General features: G+C 67.7%; 17 protein-coding genes. 6 read left to right on the forward strand and 11 right to left on the reverse strand.

Annotated elements, in window-relative coordinates:
* Positions 1–85: 85 nt before the first annotated feature.
* Together Aple_RS40485 and Aple_RS40490 are read right to left on the reverse strand one after the other, a co-directional pair.
* A complete protein-coding gene (locus tag Aple_RS40485) occupies positions 86–616 on the reverse strand; it encodes an alpha/beta fold hydrolase (RefSeq protein WP_155350071.1) in 531 nt (176 codons plus the stop codon).
* Entirely contained in the window at positions 613–1,308 is a 696-nt protein-coding gene (locus tag Aple_RS40490) for a TetR/AcrR family transcriptional regulator (protein WP_155350072.1), read from the reverse strand. Before Aple_RS40490 ends, Aple_RS40485 begins: the two co-directional genes overlap by 4 nt.
* 85 nt (positions 1,309–1,393) lie before the next feature.
* Between Aple_RS40490 and Aple_RS40495 the strand changes: the two genes are divergently transcribed.
* Positions 1,394–2,260: an NmrA family NAD(P)-binding protein gene (locus Aple_RS40495; RefSeq protein ID WP_155350073.1), complete on the forward strand. Its 867-nt coding sequence runs from the start codon at positions 1,394–1,396 to the stop codon at positions 2,258–2,260.
* Between the two features lie 52 nt (positions 2,261–2,312).
* On the opposite strand, the gene Aple_RS55835 is transcribed toward Aple_RS40495, so the two are convergent.
* On the reverse strand, positions 2,313–2,441 hold the full coding sequence (locus Aple_RS55835) for a hypothetical protein (protein ID WP_281361669.1): 129 nt from the start codon (positions 2,439–2,441) through the stop codon (positions 2,313–2,315).
* The gene (locus tag Aple_RS40500) at positions 2,438–3,100 is read right to left on the reverse strand and encodes a hypothetical protein (RefSeq protein ID WP_155350074.1); all 663 of its coding nucleotides are present in this window, start codon (positions 3,098–3,100) and stop codon (positions 2,438–2,440) included. The genes Aple_RS55835 and Aple_RS40500 overlap by 4 nt, the downstream gene beginning before the upstream one ends.
* Before the next feature lie 63 nt (positions 3,101–3,163).
* Here Aple_RS40500 and Aple_RS40505 point away from each other — a divergent pair, with 63 nt between their 5' ends.
* A complete protein-coding gene (locus Aple_RS40505; RefSeq protein WP_155350075.1) occupies positions 3,164–3,892 on the forward strand; it encodes a MerR family transcriptional regulator in 729 nt (242 codons plus the stop codon).
* Positions 3,893–4,135: 243 nt separating this feature from the next.
* On the opposite strand, the gene Aple_RS40510 is transcribed toward Aple_RS40505, so the two are convergent.
* Together Aple_RS40510 and Aple_RS40515 are read right to left on the reverse strand one after the other, a co-directional pair.
* Positions 4,136–4,537 (reverse strand): type II toxin-antitoxin system death-on-curing family toxin, encoded by a 402-nt coding sequence (locus Aple_RS40510; protein WP_155350076.1) that lies wholly within the window; start codon positions 4,535–4,537, stop codon positions 4,136–4,138.
* Positions 4,534–4,734 (reverse strand): Arc family DNA-binding protein, encoded by a 201-nt coding sequence (locus Aple_RS40515; RefSeq protein WP_155350077.1) that lies wholly within the window; start codon positions 4,732–4,734, stop codon positions 4,534–4,536. The genes Aple_RS40510 and Aple_RS40515 overlap by 4 nt, the downstream gene beginning before the upstream one ends.
* A gap of 657 nt (positions 4,735–5,391) precedes the next feature.
* Here Aple_RS40515 and Aple_RS40520 point away from each other — a divergent pair.
* On the forward strand, positions 5,392–6,264 hold the full coding sequence (locus tag Aple_RS40520) for a LysR family transcriptional regulator (RefSeq protein WP_155350078.1): 873 nt from the start codon (positions 5,392–5,394) through the stop codon (positions 6,262–6,264).
* Here the strand turns inward: Aple_RS40520 and Aple_RS40525 are convergent.
* The 3 genes from Aple_RS40525 to Aple_RS40535 form a co-directional block, all read right to left on the reverse strand.
* Positions 6,261–7,013 (reverse strand): SDR family NAD(P)-dependent oxidoreductase, encoded by a 753-nt coding sequence (locus tag Aple_RS40525; protein ID WP_155350079.1) that lies wholly within the window; start codon positions 7,011–7,013, stop codon positions 6,261–6,263. The genes Aple_RS40520 and Aple_RS40525 overlap by 4 nt on opposite strands.
* Positions 7,014–7,302: 289 nt before the next feature.
* Positions 7,303–8,364, reverse strand: coding sequence for a hypothetical protein (locus tag Aple_RS40530; RefSeq protein ID WP_155350080.1), 1,062 nt, complete (start codon positions 8,362–8,364; stop codon positions 7,303–7,305).
* 559 nt (positions 8,365–8,923) lie between these two features.
* Entirely contained in the window at positions 8,924–9,769 is an 846-nt protein-coding gene (locus Aple_RS40535; RefSeq protein ID WP_155350081.1) for a helix-turn-helix transcriptional regulator, read from the reverse strand.
* Positions 9,770–9,909: 140 nt separating this feature from the next.
* Here Aple_RS40535 and Aple_RS40540 point away from each other — a divergent pair, with 140 nt between their 5' ends.
* The 3 genes from Aple_RS40540 (at position 9,910) to Aple_RS40550 (ending at position 13,290) form a co-directional block, all read left to right on the forward strand.
* Entirely contained in the window at positions 9,910–10,161 is a 252-nt protein-coding gene (locus Aple_RS40540; protein ID WP_155350082.1) for an Atu4866 domain-containing protein, read from the forward strand.
* A 53-nt stretch (positions 10,162–10,214) separates the two neighbouring features.
* A complete protein-coding gene (locus Aple_RS40545; RefSeq protein ID WP_155350083.1) occupies positions 10,215–11,609 on the forward strand; it encodes an amidohydrolase family protein in 1,395 nt (464 codons plus the stop codon).
* 577 nt (positions 11,610–12,186) lie between these two features.
* The gene (locus Aple_RS40550; protein ID WP_281361671.1) at positions 12,187–13,290 is read left to right on the forward strand and encodes a sigma-70 family RNA polymerase sigma factor; all 1,104 of its coding nucleotides are present in this window, start codon (positions 12,187–12,189) and stop codon (positions 13,288–13,290) included.
* Here Aple_RS40550 and Aple_RS40555 read toward each other — a convergent pair.
* Together Aple_RS40555 and Aple_RS40560 are read right to left on the reverse strand one after the other, a co-directional pair.
* Complete coding sequence (locus Aple_RS40555; protein WP_155350085.1) at positions 13,272–13,850, reverse strand: dihydrofolate reductase family protein; 579 nt, start codon at positions 13,848–13,850, stop codon at positions 13,272–13,274. The two genes, Aple_RS40550 and Aple_RS40555, sit on opposite strands and share 19 nt — an antisense overlap.
* Before the next feature lie 460 nt (positions 13,851–14,310).
* Entirely contained in the window at positions 14,311–15,345 is a 1,035-nt protein-coding gene (locus tag Aple_RS40560; RefSeq protein ID WP_170321916.1) for a LacI family DNA-binding transcriptional regulator, read from the reverse strand.
* Between the last annotated feature and the right edge of the window lie 7 nt (positions 15,346–15,352).

Raw genomic sequence — 15,352 nt, forward strand, 5'->3', positions numbered from 1 at the left:
CGCCGACGGCCACAACAACGCGCTCTACCTGGCTGTACAGCGTGGGCAACCGCAGCTGCAGGAGGTCTCAGGAACGAGGCCGCTCTCAGAGATCAACCTGGTGTTGCTCGCTTGCCGGGATCTGGGCGTCCGGGGTCTGGGCGTCGATGAAGCGGAGAATGTGCTGGTTTACCAGGTCGGGGACCTCTAGCGGGAGTCCGTGCCCGGCTTTGGGCAGGATGTCGACCTGTGCGCCGGGGATGAGGTTCTGGATCCTGCGCCGGGCGGTGGAGACGTCCAGCAGTGCGCTGCGCCCGGCCAGCAGCACGAATGCGGGTACGGACACCGCGCGCAGTTCCTCGTCGGTGAACGGCCGGGCCGGCGGGCGGGTGGGTCCGAACGTGCGATACCCCATCATGATCGGCTTCATCAGCTCGGGGGGTGACAGGAGCGCGGCGACGGAATCCTGCCCCCGCACCGAGACCCCCGCACCGAGGCCGCCATCCTGCTCGCCCTCTCCGCAGGACTCGGCACCGGCGTCCTGCTTGGCCAACGCACCGCCGAGAACGCGACGACCGCGATCTCCTACCACCTCGACCATCTCGGCCTCGCACGCCGACCGGCGTGACGTCGTCACCGGCCGAGGGTGAGGCGGTCGAGCCATTCCTCCAGCAGGTGCTGCTCGCCGTCGCTCAGGGCGGTCTGTTCGGGCAAGGCGGCGCGCAGAGCGCGAGCGGCGCCGATCGGGCCGGCCTCCTGAGTTGCCGGTTCGTGGTTGGTGACGGCGGTGAGCATCGACTCGCGAAGGGTGGTCAGCAAAGCGGGGTCGCGCCGGTCCTCGGGCAGGGACAGCCAGGTCAGCACGGCGCCGCGTGCGGTGGCGTGGATGATCGCGGCGGCGAGTTCCTCATCCACGCGGAGCCAGCCGGCGGCGGCCAGGCGCCGGATGCGGCCCATCAGGATCTCCATGCCCGCCGTGAACGCGGCCGAGGCGGGCCTGGTGGGGTCGGCGTACATCAGCACGTACAGCGCGGGATTGGCCAAACCGAATTCAACCGCCAAGTCCCAGCCCGCCTTCAGGTCTTCGATGGGGTCTCGCGGGTCGGGGTCGAGGCTCTTGCTTGCCAGGAACGTGGCGAAGCCGTGCTCGGCAACCGCGTCGAGCAGACCGTCCTTGTCGCCGAACAGACGGTAGATGGCCGGCGGCTGAAGACCGGCCGCCAAGGCGACGGCGCGGGTGGTGACCGCGTCGCGGCCCTCGCGCGTCAGCAGCTCGATCGTGGACTCGATGACGCGCCGGCGGGTCTGCTCCTGGTCGCGAGATGGCATATATCAACGTTACCACTCTTCTGGTTCCATCGATAATTTCCGGTGTTAACATGAAATTGTTTCCACTGGAATCCTTGGAGGATCAATGATCATCGTGACCGGGGCGACCGGACAACTCGGGCGCCAGATCGTCGAGCGGCTGCTGACACGTGTCCCGGCGAACCAGATCGGAGTCAGTGTCCGCGACCCGCAGAAAGCGCAGGAGCTCGCCGACCAAGGGGTACGGGTGCGGCAGGGTAGCTTCACCGACCCCGACGGGCTCGCCCACGCCTTCGAGGGCGCCACACAGGTGCTCATCGTCTCCGTCGACAAGATGGGCGAACAGGCCGTACAGCAGCACCGAACCGCCATCGATGGGGCCGTCTCGGCGGGCGCCCGCCGCATCCTCTACACCAGCCACATGGGTGCCGGCGCGTCCTCCCACTTCCAGGCCTGCCGCGACCACGCCGCCACCGAAGACGCACTGCGCGCCTGCGGCGTGCCGTTCACCTCACTGCGCAACGGCTTCTACGCCACCAGCACGGTGCAGTTCCTCAACCCGGTCCTGGCCACCGGCGGAGAGATCGCGCTCCCCGCTGACGGGCCGGTGAGCTGGACCGCGCACGCCGACCTCGCCGACGCCGCCGCCAGGATCCTGGCCGAGGAAGGTCGCTTCGACGGGCCCACCCCACCGCTCACCGCGACCCAGGCGTTCACCTTGGACGACGTCGCCAAGCTCGCCACCCAGGCCACCGGCCGCACCATCACCAGGACCGTCGCACCCGACGACCAGTTCCGGGGACAGCTGATCGGCCGTGGTGTTCCATCCGAGGCCGCAGACCAGCTACTGGGCATCTTCGCCGCCAGCCGCGCCGGCGAATTCGCCGCGGTCGACCCGACCCTGACCACCCTGCTCGGCCGCCGGCCCACCACCCTGGACACGGTCCTGCGCGAGCAACTGCCCAGGACATGAGACCAATGATCCCGACGGACGTTGACGGGATCCCGGGCGGGATCTTGTTGTTTCAGGGGATTCTGAGCCTGGTTCTGCCGAGTTCGGGCCTGGCGTCGTCGGGGCCCTGCTTGTTGTGCGGCAGGTAGGGTCGGTGTGCCCTGATCAGGGCGCGCACCATGCCGCCACGTGCGCCGCTCACTGCCTCCGCAGATAACGCCAGCCCAGTACGCCGTACCAGATCATGATCGGCAGGTAGAGGGCGTACCCGAGCTGTTCCGATGCCTCCGACGGGTCGTCGGCCGCGGTCGTCCACGGCAGCGCGACCGCGGCCAGGCCGCAGAGTGCCGCGATGGCGCCGGCCCTGCGAAGCCCGCTGGGCATGGGGACGCCCACCGCGGTGGTCGTTGTGGCGGCGACCCAGAGCAACCCTGCCAGGTTGACCGTCCACTTGGCGGAGAGCAGCACCGCCGTGGCCACAGCGGCGGTGGTCGGTGTGACCGGATCGGCGCTCAGCCGGGTCAGTGCCAGGTTCCCGGCGTCGTGAAGCAGTCCCGCCAGCCCGGCGGCGGCCAGCAGCCCACCGGCGAACACCACCAGATGCGGCCTGGGCGCGACGTTCGGGCGCGCGGCCATGACCAGCCCGGCCGCGGTCAACGCCAGCCAGCCCAGCACGTCGAAGGCCAGTTCGGTCAGGTGCAGCCCAACCTGCTCGCCCACCGCGGCGAGGGCGGCATCGGGGTCGGCCGGATTCAGGGTCAGTCCCGATGGCACCACGATGGCCGCACCGGTAATCATGGCCAGCAGCGAGATCAGCAGCAGGACACCGGTAAGCCGGGCCCCGGGGTTCAGATCAGTCATGGACGGTGACGGTAGAACCCTGACACAGGGAGAAGGTCAACACGCTGAGGACAGGGAGTCGTCATGTGGCGGATTGGTCAACTGGCGCGTATGGCCGGGGTATCCCAACGCACCCTGCGCCACTACGACAAGATCGGGCTGCTCGTGCCCGCCGCAGTGGATCGAGTTACGGGTTATCGCTGGTACGGCGTGGCCGAGTTGTCCCGGCTGGAGCGCATCCGAGGATTACAACGCCTCGGCCTGCCGCTGCGCCGGATCACCGATCTGCTCGACGCGCCCGAGGCACAGCTGCGACAGGCCCTGGCCGAAAATGTGAGGAGTCTCCACCGCGACATTGCCGCGTTGGCCGCGACCGCTGCTCAGGCTGAGGACCATTTCATGACGCCCATGTCGATACTGCCCCAGCAGACCACGGTGGGGCCGCGCCGCCTGCGCGTACGCCGCCTGCGTATCGAGCACGCATCCGAGCTGGCCGTCATCTGCGCGGCGGTGTCGCCATCGACCTTGCTGACCTGGCTCGCCGGACATCCGACGGGCGGCTTCGCCGCAGCGGTGACCACCGATCGGGGCGGCGAGCAACTCATTCTGCCCGCCCGCGCCGTCGTGCGCGCCGTCGTCCCCTCCTCGATCGGTGTCGTCCGCGCCGGTGAGGAGCTGTTCGGCTGGCTGCACCGCCACGGGCTGACCGTCGCCGGCCCCACTCTGGAAGATCGCCTCATCGACGCGGGCGGTGCCCAGGCCACCGTTCTGGAGGTGCCAGTGGACCGAAGCCACCCTGTCGGCCAGGCTTGAAATGACTGGGCGGGTGGTGACCGTGCTGATGTCACCTTCAGCGTGGGACGGAGATTGGCCCAGCGGAAGTGATCGTCATGTAGGTCATGACAACCAACGACGGTCGCGGGGCGACCTGTGGGCAATCGGCGCGAGCGAGCTTTGTTTCCTCCCGCTCCCCATGACGGATAGCGCCGCACCCGCGACTTCTTCCCGTTGCCGGGCCCGGCTGAGTCCCGGACGATCGGAGGTTCCCCTAAGGCTTCAGGAGTCTGCGGGGCTTCGGTCGTCATCGGGGCCCAGAGCACGGAGCCTCTTGGCGATCTCGGTCACATCGTCGAGTTCGCCGGTGGTGACGGCGATGACCAGTTCTTCGGCGGCGTCGGTGTTGGTCCCGGTAAGGCCCTCGCCGTTCAACTCCAGGAAGACGACGGCGCAAGTCCAGCCCAGTCGTTTGTTGCCGTCGACCAGGGGGTGGCCGATGATCAGGCTCTGCATCAGGGCTGCGGCCTTGGTCCACAGGTCGGGGTAGGCGTCCTGGCCATACACACTGGTCTGCGGACGCAGGACGGCCGCGTGCAGCAGACCGCCGTCGCGCAGGCCGACCGCGGGAAGGATCTCCTCGGCAATCGCCAGGACATCGGTTGTGGTCAGGTAGACGGTCACTGGGAGAGGCGGTGCAGCAGTTCCGCGTCGCGCTGGGCGACCTTGCGGGCGATGGCGCGCACCGCACTGGTCTGGCGGCGGGCCAGGTGCTCCTCGATCGCGATCACGATCTCAGTGTTCAGGCTGTTGCCGTCCTCGTCAGCCACGGTCCGTAGCCGGCTGTGGATCTCGTCGGGCAGGCGGAGCCGAAGTTCCATACAGCGATGATATCTCCAGGCGGTACCACGAAGTGGTGCCAATGGCCGACCGGCGAGCCTTCAGCTTCGGCGGGACCCGGCCTCTGCGCCCGGCCACGTGTACGTGACCGGGCACTCGACCACCCGCCGCTGTCGAGCACCAGGGGGCGCCCGCCGCGCGGGGACCGATCCAACGAAAACGAAGCGGCGCCCGCTGAGTTCGCGAACCTGTACAGGATGCGAGCGCAGCTCATGGTGGACGGCATCGACCTGTTCATGCAGCAGAAGACGCCGTGAGCCCGGAGTCCAACCGGTTCGGCGAGGAGGTCGCCCAAAGCGAGTGACCAACTGAGTGACAACAGGGACGTACGCGCGGGGACGCCGCCGGACTATGTGGGACTAAAAGGCCAGCTCAGCCACCTACTGACCTCTTGCTGAGCGCTTGAGCAATTGGCTTCGCATCGAAGGGGTCTGGGGTTCAAATCCCCATATCTCCACTCCAAAGGGCAAGGTCAGGCCTTGATCGCTCAGGCAGTCAGGGCCTTTCTGCCTCTCTTGGGAGAAATCTGGGAGACGACCTTGGAGGCCGTGCCCGCCCGCCACCGGGCCGACCGCGAACGACCAGATCACGGTTGCGGGGACCGGCGCCGCCGTGACCGTGATGGGTACCCTTCGGGTATGGATCGACCGGAGGTCCGGGACCTCGTCTACTTCGTCGCGGTGGCGGAGCACCGGCATTTCGGCCGTGCCGCCGAGCAGTTGGGCATGGCGCAGCCGCCGTTGTCGCGCGCGATCAGCAGGCTGGAACGCCGGATGGGTGTCCGGCTCTTCGAGCGCACCAGTCGGCGGGTTGACCTCACCACGGCTGGCGAGGTGTTCCTGCGGGAGAGCCGCAAGATCCTCTCCGCGCTCGACGGCGCGGTGGGCAGGACTCAGCAGGCGGCCCGGCCGCAGCGGGTGGTGCTCGCCGCTCCGGCCGGTGCCGGCGTGGGCCTGCTTGCCGAAGTGCTGGACGCGTACCGGCTCGGCCCGGACCCGGTACCGGTGGAGGTGCTTTTCACCACCGCCCTGGGCGCCGCCCTGCGCGCCGGTACCGCCGACGCGGCGTTCATGTGCGGCAACGACAATCTCGACGGGCTCGACACGGTCGACCTCCTCGACGAGCCTCCGGTCGCGCTCCTCCCGGCCGGGCACCCGCTCGCCGCGCGCGACAGTCTGACCATGGACGAACTGGAGGGCGAGGATCGTTTCCGCGCGCAGTCGCCGCCGGTGGCCCTCGACGAGCTCCTTGACCGGATCGCGCTCGGCGAACTCCTGGTCGTACTCGGGGCGAGCGCGACCAGCCGACTCGGCTCGTCCGTCGTCGCGGTTCCGGTGGTCGGCGTGCCGAGTAACCAGATCGTTCTGGCCTGGCCGCGGGTTGCCCGGTCGGTCGCGCGCGATCGGCTCGTCCGTACCGCAGTCGCGGTGGCGGAGGTGACGAGTGCCCGAACCGGCGTCTCCCGGCATCCCGGTGCCGCGGCCCGGCAGGCAGCCGTGGGTCAGATCTAGATCTGGTTGTAGCCGCCGTCCACGAGCAGTTCGAAGCCGGTGATGTAGCTGCTCTGGTCGGAGGCGAGGAAGAGGGCCGCGGCGGCCTGCTCGGCCGGGTGGGCGACGCGTCCCAGCGGTGCCATCGTGCCCAGCATGGCGATGAACTCGTCCGGGCTGATGTCGGCCGGAACGTTGCCCCTTACCAGTTCCGTCTCCGTCACGCCCGGCGCGAGCGCGTTCACCCGGATACCCCGATCCTTCAGCTCGCTGGCCCAGGTGCGGGTCAACGACCGAACCCCGGCCTTGGCCGCGGCGTAGAGCCCGGCGCCGCCCGCCCCTCGGCTGGCCATGGTGGACGAGCAGAGGATGACCGACGCGTTGTCGTTGAGCAGAGACAGGGCCTTCTGTACGGTGAAGAGCGCGCTGTGCAGGTTGAACCGAGTGATCTGCTCGTAGTCCTGTTCGGTCACCAAGGCCAGCGGAGACATGGACGTTCCGCCCGCGTTGGCGAAGAGTACGTCGATCCGGCGCCCGTCGGCGTCGATGGTGGCGAAGAGTTGGTCGAGGTCGGCCAGGTCGGTCACGTCACCCTGCACCCCGCTGGCGCGGGCCGCGCCGATGCGGGCCACCGCCTCGTCGAGTTCCGGCTTGCGTCGTCCGGTGAGGTAGACGTACGCACCCTCCTCGGCGAAGCGCAGTGCGCTGGCGAACCCGATGCCCTTGCTGGCACCCGTCACCACTGCGACCTTGCCGTCGAGCTGACCCATTTCAATCTCCTATGACTTGCTGCTGGGGAAGGGTCGGTCCGTTGACCGCCCGCCTCCTACTGCACCCCATGGGAGCTGCGCAAACAATGATCAATCCTGCAAGCACTGATACCTGAGGGGTATCGGTTGAGCTGTGACGGCGCCCAACCGGCCTACAGCAATCAATCTGGGTTATTGGACGATCGGGTGCAGTAAGCGAGCATTAGGTCCACCCAGGTCAAAGGGGCCCTCAGTATTGAGAGCGGCCTTTTGAGCGTTGTGGGTGACTCACTGAGTTTGCGCCGCGCCGCTATTCGCGGCGGAAGGTGACGATCGACTCGGAATCGCCGTTTTCCACGTTGACCATCAGCCACAGTTGAGAGGTGCCGGGGATCCGCTCGATCTGTGCGTGGTGCCCCTCGCCGCCCGGCTGGGGCACCTCTTTCGTCCAACTCCGTCCGTCCCAGTGCAGAACCGAGACCCCACCGGGCTCGTCGCGGTCCTTGCCCGCGAACCAGACGTCGTCGGGCCCGAACGCGGTCACACTCTCCAGTTCGCCGTTCCACAGCGGGATGGCGGGCCGCTGCCAGGATCGGCCGTCCCAGTGCAGCACACCGGCGCTGCCCACGGCCCACACGTCGTCGGGGCCGATCTGCAAGATCGCGTCGATGGAGCCTCCGGGCAGCGTGGTCTCCTCATACCTGCCGTCGTGCCCGTGCCAGATCACGGGCTGCTCTGCCCGTATCCCGGCAACCCAGGTGTGACCGGCTCCGGTGTCCACCGCGACCAGCCTGGTCTCCTTGCCGCCGAGCACCCTTTCGGTGACGAAGGCGGTGCCGTTCCAGGTCAGAACCGCGGTGTCCGAGATCACGACCACCCGGCGGCCGTCCACGGCCACGTCCCGCCCGAATGCATCGAGCCGGTACTGCCTCCAGGCGCGCCCGTCCCAGTGCTGGGCGAAGGACTCCTCGAAACCTCCGCCTAGCATCCACGCGTTGCGCGGCCCGTCGGAGTCGATGCTCCCCAAGCTGCCCAGAGCATTCTGGACGGGCACCGCGCGCCACCGTAACCCGTCCCACGTGCGCAGCGACGTCCGGACACTGTCCTCCCAACCGGTGTACCCGACCGCCCACGCCACTTCGGGACCGGCAGCGCTTACGTCGCGCATGCCACGCTCCCACGCGTCGTCATCGGGCAGGCCGGGGACTTGGACCCACCTCTTGGAGAACGTCGCGGCAGGCGTGGTCGCTAGGGAGGGGGCCGACGTGGTGGGCGCGCTCGACGGCGAGGGGGCCGGGTCGGCGAGCTTGGGCTGTGCGGCACAGCCCAACGCGATAAAGCAGGCGGCCAGCGCCGTCACCCGCGTCCTCATAGCGGCGAATCGTACCGCTTCCGCCTGCGGTCACCGCCGCTGTGCAATCCCGACGGATCGTACGCCTCGGCCCTGTTGCCCTGTTCTTCCGGGTCGTCGACCAGCCGCCGGGCGGCACGGACACCGCCTAAAGTGAGTGACTAACTGAGTGACAACGGGGGCGTACACCGAGGGAGGCCACCGAACCGCACGGGATCAAAAGACCAGCTCAGTCCCCTAGTGACCCCCTCGCCGAACCCCTCGATTAAGTGGATTCGCATCGAAGGGGTCTGGGGTTCAAATCCCCATAGCTCCACCAGGGGCCGTTCTTGAAACGGCTGGACTGAAGTTGACGGGATCCCGTCTGATCATCGTGATCGGGCGGGATCTTGTCGTTTCAGGGGTTTCCGAATCGGGTTCGTCCTAGTTCGGGGCCCGTGGGGCAGGTGCCTGGGCATTGCAGCCGGAGCGCGCCGTGTGCGCCGGCGTTCTGCTTGTGCTGCGGCAAGTAGGGCTCGCGCGCCGCGATCAACGCTGCCAGTTCATCGGTGGGGGCGCGGACATCTGGGTCGTCCAGACGCTATTGGCTGGGATGAGGTTCGGCCTGGTTCCAGGTGGCGTGGATGGAGCCGAGCAGGTTGAGAGCCTGGGCGCTGGGGCTGCCGGGTTCGGCCTGGTAGATCACGAGCTGTTGGCCGGGGCTGTCGCGTATGTCAAAGGCCTGGTACGTGAGGGTCAGGGGGCCGACATCCGGGTGGAGGAAGTGCTTGGCGTCCTGGGTCTTGCCGCGGACGGTGTGGGTGTTCCACAGGTGGGCGAAGTCTGCGCTGTGCTCGGTGAGGGTGCGGAAGAGTTCGCGCAGCCGCGGGTTGTCAGGATCGAGGCCGGCCGCCTGGCGCAGGTTGGCCACGGTGGCTTGGGCGGTCCAGCTCCACTGGGTGTAGAAGTGCCGGCCTGCCGGGTCGCAGAAGGTCATGCGGGCCAGGTTGTCCGCCTGCTCGAAGGGTGAGTACAGGGCGGCGGCGAGGGCGTTGACCGCCAGGATGTCCAAGGTCGGGTTGATGACGAACGCCGGGCCGCCCGGGTAGCCATCCATCAGCTGGCGCAGGGCGGGGCTGACACGGTCGGTGGTGCGGGTGAACTGGTCACTCGGAGATGTCCCGGCCAGCCGGTGCAGGTGTGCGCGGGCGTCGGTGTCGAGTTGCAGGGCGCGGCTGAGCGCGTCGAGCACCTGGGGTGAGGGATGGCGTTCGCGGCCCTGTTCGAGGCGGGTGTAGTAGTCGGCGTTGACACCGGCCAGGACGGCGACCTCCTCACGGCGCAGGCCGGTGACTCTGCGCACGCCGTAGCTGGCCATGCCGACGTCCTGCGGGAGCAGACCCGCTCGGCGCGCGCGAAGGAACTCTCCCAGCTGGTTGTCAGGCATGCCTTCAGGCTATGCCGCGGGGCGGCGTGCTGCCTGGGTGTGCCTCACCCAGGCAGCACGCGTCCTGGTTGATGGTCAGCGACCTGCGCAGACTCGATGGTGCAGGACAGATCCGCACTTACACATGGAAGGAGTCCGACATGGCAAAGGCCACCGAGGACACTGCCGATGTGGTGGGCATGTGGGTGACCGCGGACGGTTACATCCGCCAGGAGTTGCGCTCGGACGGCCGGTACGACGAGGCCCGCGGTAACCGGCGTAGCGCGTACACGGGCCGTTACACGGTAACCGGCAGCCACATCGACTACGTCGACGACACCGGGTTCACCGCGACCGGCGACATCCGCGACAGCGTGCTCTACCACGAACACCTCGTGCTCTACCGGGAGTAGAGAAGCCGTGCAGCTCAGCGCAACCCCTACCTCACGATGAAGAAGGATCCCTCATGAATGCCGACGACACCGCCAGTGCTGCTGTACTCGAGCAACTCCAGCGCCGCTCTGCGGACCCTCAGCGGCGCATCCTGTTCACCGGTGCGACGATCGTGACCATGGACCCGGCTCTAGGCGTCCTGGACCGCGGCGATCTGCTCGTCGAGGGCGATACGATCGCTGCGGTCGGACCCGCGCTGAGCACGGACGACGCCGTCGTGGTGGAATCCACCGGCACGATTCTCGCGCCAGGCTTCGTCGACACCCACCGGCACGCCTGGGAGGCCCAGCTGCGGCGGATCATGCCGGACGTCGACGACCTCGCCGGTTACGTCATGGCCACCTTGGCCGGCTACGCCCCTGCGTACCGGCCTGAGGACATGTACATCGGCACCAAACTGGCCGCGCTGACCGCAATCGACAGCGGCATCACCTGCATGCTCGACTTCTCCCACAACTCCCGCTCAGCCGAGCACTCCGACGCCGCCATCCAGGCCCTCCTCGACACCGGCATCCGCGGAGTGCACGCCTCAATGGGCCCGCACTTCGGCGACTGGGACCGCCAGTGGCCCGGCGACTTGAGGCGGCTCAAGAACCAGTACTTCAGCAGCAATGACCAGTTGCTCACCCTGCGCGTGGCGGCGCTCGCCACGGACGAGATCGCCGGGCCTGCTCTCACCTACGGTCCCGACCTCGCCCGCGTGGCCCAGGACTTGGACATCGGCGTAAGCGTCGATGCCGTCTTCGGCACGTCCTCCTCGGAGGCCGTGCTGCGCTGGGCCAAGGAGGGCATCCTCAACCCCGGCGTCACCCTCATCCATGCCACCGGCCTGACTACCGAGGCGTGGAAGACCATGGCAGCAACGGGCACCACTGTGGCCCTGGCCCCCACCTCCGACGCGCAGATCGGGCTGGAGACCGCAATTCCCGCAATAGACGAGGCGCTGTCGGCCGGCATCCGCCCCGGCCTGAGCATCGACGTCGAAGTCGCCCTGGCCAGCGACATGTTCACCCAGATGCGAGCCCTGCACGCCATCCAGCGGATGCGCGCCGTCAACGCCTCCTACGGCACCGGCCGGCCGCCCTCCCGGATCACCACTCACGACGTACTGGACTTTGCAACCCGTCAAGGCGCCCGCACCAATGGACTGGAGAGCATGACCGGTTCGCTCACCCCCGGCAAGAAGGCCGACCTTCAGATCATCCAGGCGGAAGCCCTCAACAACATGCCGCTGAACGACCCTATCGGCACTGTGGTCCTGGGCTCCGACGCCCGCAACATCAGCGCCGTCCTCATCAACGGCGAACCCCGCAAGTGGAACGGCCACGTCCTTGGCGTCGACCTGCCCGCTTTGCGCAACGAGGTGCAGGCCTCGCGCGCGCACCTCCTGAGCGCCACCACCAGGTGAACCCTCTCCGCGTAAACCCCATGCCTCTCATAAGCAGGGCGACGCATGCCGTACCTGCACTGGGGTGTGCACGATCGAATATCGAATGAGGGAGACACCACCACTGCGAGCCACGCCGTGACGAGGTCGTCCTGCAGGAAATCCGCAACTCTTGCGGGCGGCCGCTGCTGCTGACCTGCGGCACCGTCATCACCGCAAACCGAGGAGGCCGAACGCCCTCATCGGCAGATCAGTGATCGTGGACCCGGCCCCGGCAGCCTGCCCGGGAAGCGATCTTGGAAGCGTCTGCTGTGCCCCAGGCCAGGAGCACTCGTGAACACTCCACCGCAAGTCAGAGGCCGTCCTCACGTGAGGGCGGCTTCTTTTGTGTCCGCTAATGCCCGAATTTTGGGGGCGGATTGGGGCCGCCAGCCCGTACTGACCGCCACACCATGATCGAAGGAGGCTCGCGCTGGAGATCGACGTGCGACCAGGTCAACGCGCGAAGCCCTTCGGTGTGCGCCGATCAACAGCGACAGAACGATGTAGGCGTTGAGTGGAGTGCCCTCGGAGGCGCCCCGATCTCCCCGATCAACTCGTGGGCAATGACCATGGTGTCGCTCGCCGGGTCGATGACCCCCATATGGTTGCGGACCTGGTGGCGGATGTGTTCCTGGCGGTGATGGAGTCCGCTCATACATACCGGCCGGGACGGGGCAGTGAGGTCGCGTGGCTGTACGGAGTGGCACGCAACACGCTCTCGGCTGAGCGGCGCAGGTCGTTGAGGGAGTCCCAGCTGACCGACCGCGTGAGCAGGCGGCGGCCGCTGGACAGCGATGACATCGCCCGGCTGGAGGAGCGCATCGACGCGGAGCAGCTTGCCCGGCGAGCCTTCAAGGCCATGGCCGAGCTGCCCGAGGGGGAACGCGCGGTGCTGGAGCTGGTCGTCCTCGATCAGCTGACGGTCACCGAAGCAGCCTATCCTTCTCTCGTGGTACTGCGGTTCGAGACTCGCGCGTCCGACTCGCCCTGGGTCGACACCGTGTGGACCTGTTCGAGCGAGCGGGTCGCGGAGATGACCTCGGTGGCGGCGGTGTGCTGGGGTCTGGTGTTCTGGGAGTTCGAGGGCACGGCGTACGCGAACATCTCCGGCCCTGAGACCAGGACCGGCACCGCGCCGGTGCCGGAGGGCGCGACCTTTGTCGGCATCGAGTTCGCGGTGGGCACCTGGCTCCGGGCTGTGCCCACGTCGGCACTGGTCGACCGTGGCGTCGAACTCCCCGACGCCACGCACAGGACCTTCCGGCTGGACGGTCTCCGTTGGGAGACGCCTGGCCCTGACGACGCTGAGGCACTGGTCGACCGCCTTGTGCGCGCCGGAGCCGTGGTCCGTGACCCGCTCGTCGCCGAGGTTCGCCGAGGCCACCGTCCAGTGGTCTCGGAACGCACCGTCGAACGCCGGTTCCGCGCGGCGACCGGGCTCACCCAGGGCGCCGTACGGCAGATCGAACGCGTCCGCAAGGCCTCGGTGCTGCTGGCCGCCGGCATCCCGGTCGCCGATGTCGTCTCCAGGCTCGAGTACTTCGACGAGCCGCACCTGGCCCGTGCGCTGCGCCGGTATGTCGGGCGTACGGCGCGACAACTCCGCGAGGGCACCGGCGGTGCGATCGCCCTGGCTCTGGATCAGCCGGCGACGTCGTAGATCAACTTGACGACACCGTTCGGGTAGGCCGCGGACTCCCGAAGACTCAGTGCCTGCTTGTCCTTGTCCGCTCTGCTGAACAGGCTCTTCCCGGCTCCGAGCAGCACCGGGAAGACGAGCAGGTTGTACCGGTCGACCAGGCCCGCGTCCGACAGGCGTCGAGCGAGCTCCGCACTCCCATGGATGAAGATCGCGCCACCCTCGCTCTTCTTGAGCTCGACCACGTCTTCGGTCGAGCGCAGGATCCTCGTCGGACCCCAACCCTCGACGAGGGCGTCGTCGGACAGCGTGGTCGAGACCACGTATTTGGGCAGCTCCTTGTAGGCGGCGTGGTCCTCCGAGTCGCGCCAGACCGGTGCGAACACCTCGTAGCTGCGGCGGCCGAACATCAGCGCCGTTGTGTCCTCGAGCTCCTCGCCCTTGAGTGAGAACGCCTCGGGCAGGAACTCGATGTCGTTGACCACCCAGCCACCGCTGCGGTGGTCTTCGCCCGGACCACCGCCCGGGGAGTCCACAACGCCGTCAAGCGAAACGAACGCGGTATAGATCAGATCACGCATGTGCTGTTCTCCTCATTGCCGGGCGACGAGGCCGCCAGGCAGATCGACAAGCGGACGGTGGTGCCACGCCTACGCGCCGCGGCGGAGTACCCACGCCCATGCTAGGAAGCGCCACTACGGCCGTCTTGTACGGAAACGACGGCCCGAGTGGTCGCGCAAAGTGAAGGTCAAGCCAGGAGTGTGCGGACATTGGCCTGAGTGACGTCGACCAGGCGCGGATGTGGTTCGACAGCGTCTGGAACACCATCAGCCACGAGGTCGAACTGTGAACCTGAACGAGCGGCTGATCGACCTCCTGGACGAGGCGAAAGCGCTGTTCCTGGACTTCGACGGACCGGTGTGCGACATCTTCGCCGGGTTGCCGGCGAGTGCCCTCGCACTCCTACCTTGGAGGCGCTGGAGAACCGTGAAGAGATCGTGTGGCCGCTCGGGACTATCTCCAGGAGCAGGTGTTGCGGGCTCATGGGTGAGAAGGGGCGCCCGTCGACTGTCGGATGACGAGTTCTGGTGGGAGTTTCTCAATCGTCGGCTCCGTTGTCGCGCCTGCGATCACCGCGAGAGCGAGCGTGGCGACTCGCCGACCGAGTTCGAGGCTGGGGAGACGTACGGTCGTCAGTGGTGGGTTAACGTGATTCGATAAGGGCGCATCGTTGTATCCCACGATGGAGATGTCTCGCGGGCAGGTCAATCCTCGGTCGCGCAATGCTTCCAGTGCCCCGACGGCCATGAGGTCGTTGTGCGCGAAGAAGGCTGTTGGATGCCGGCCCGGGGCGTCCAGGATGGCTTCTGCGAGCCGTCGGCCCTCTTCGACCGTCGGCGCGGCCGCGGACTGGTCAACGAAACGTTCGCGGGCCGTCGTCGTGGACATCACGGCGGCGAAGCCTTGTTCTCTACCGCGGAACGAACTGACATCCATCGGTCCGCGTAGCTGGGCTAGATCGCGGTGGCCGAGACTGACGAGGTGCTCGGCCGCGAGCTGCCCGCCGAGTACGTCGTCATGCGTGATGGTTGGGAACCGGGCTGACCCGACGCTGCGGACGGCGAGCACGACCGGGATTTTCTCAGCAAGTGATGCCACCGCTTGCTCGTCGCCAAAGTGAGCCGCGCTGAGGATTACCGCGTCAACGCGCCGAGCGACGAAATGGTCGATGATCTCCAGTAGGGTGCCGCCGTCGTCGTGCGTCTCCGCGATCAACAGCAGCTTTTGTTCGGCGCGGATGATCTGCTCGATCCCGCGCAGGATGGGCGGCAGGAACGGGTTCGCGACGTCCGCAACCACGACTCCCACCATCCCGCTGGAGTTCTTGCGCAGGCTGCGGGCGAACGAGTTGACGTGGTAGCCGGCCTCCTGGGCCACTCGCCGCACCCGGTCGCGTGTCTCCGGGGTGAGCATGTCGCCACGGGCCGGGTCCAATGCCCGGGAAGCCGTGGCGGGATGGACGCCCGCAAGGCGAGCGATGTCCTTGAGCGTGACGCGTGCCGGCGATCGATCCACGAACGTA

This window comes from Acrocarpospora pleiomorpha, from assembly GCF_009687885.1.
In the GTDB taxonomy this organism is placed as follows: domain Bacteria; phylum Actinomycetota; class Actinomycetes; order Streptosporangiales; family Streptosporangiaceae; genus Acrocarpospora; species Acrocarpospora pleiomorpha.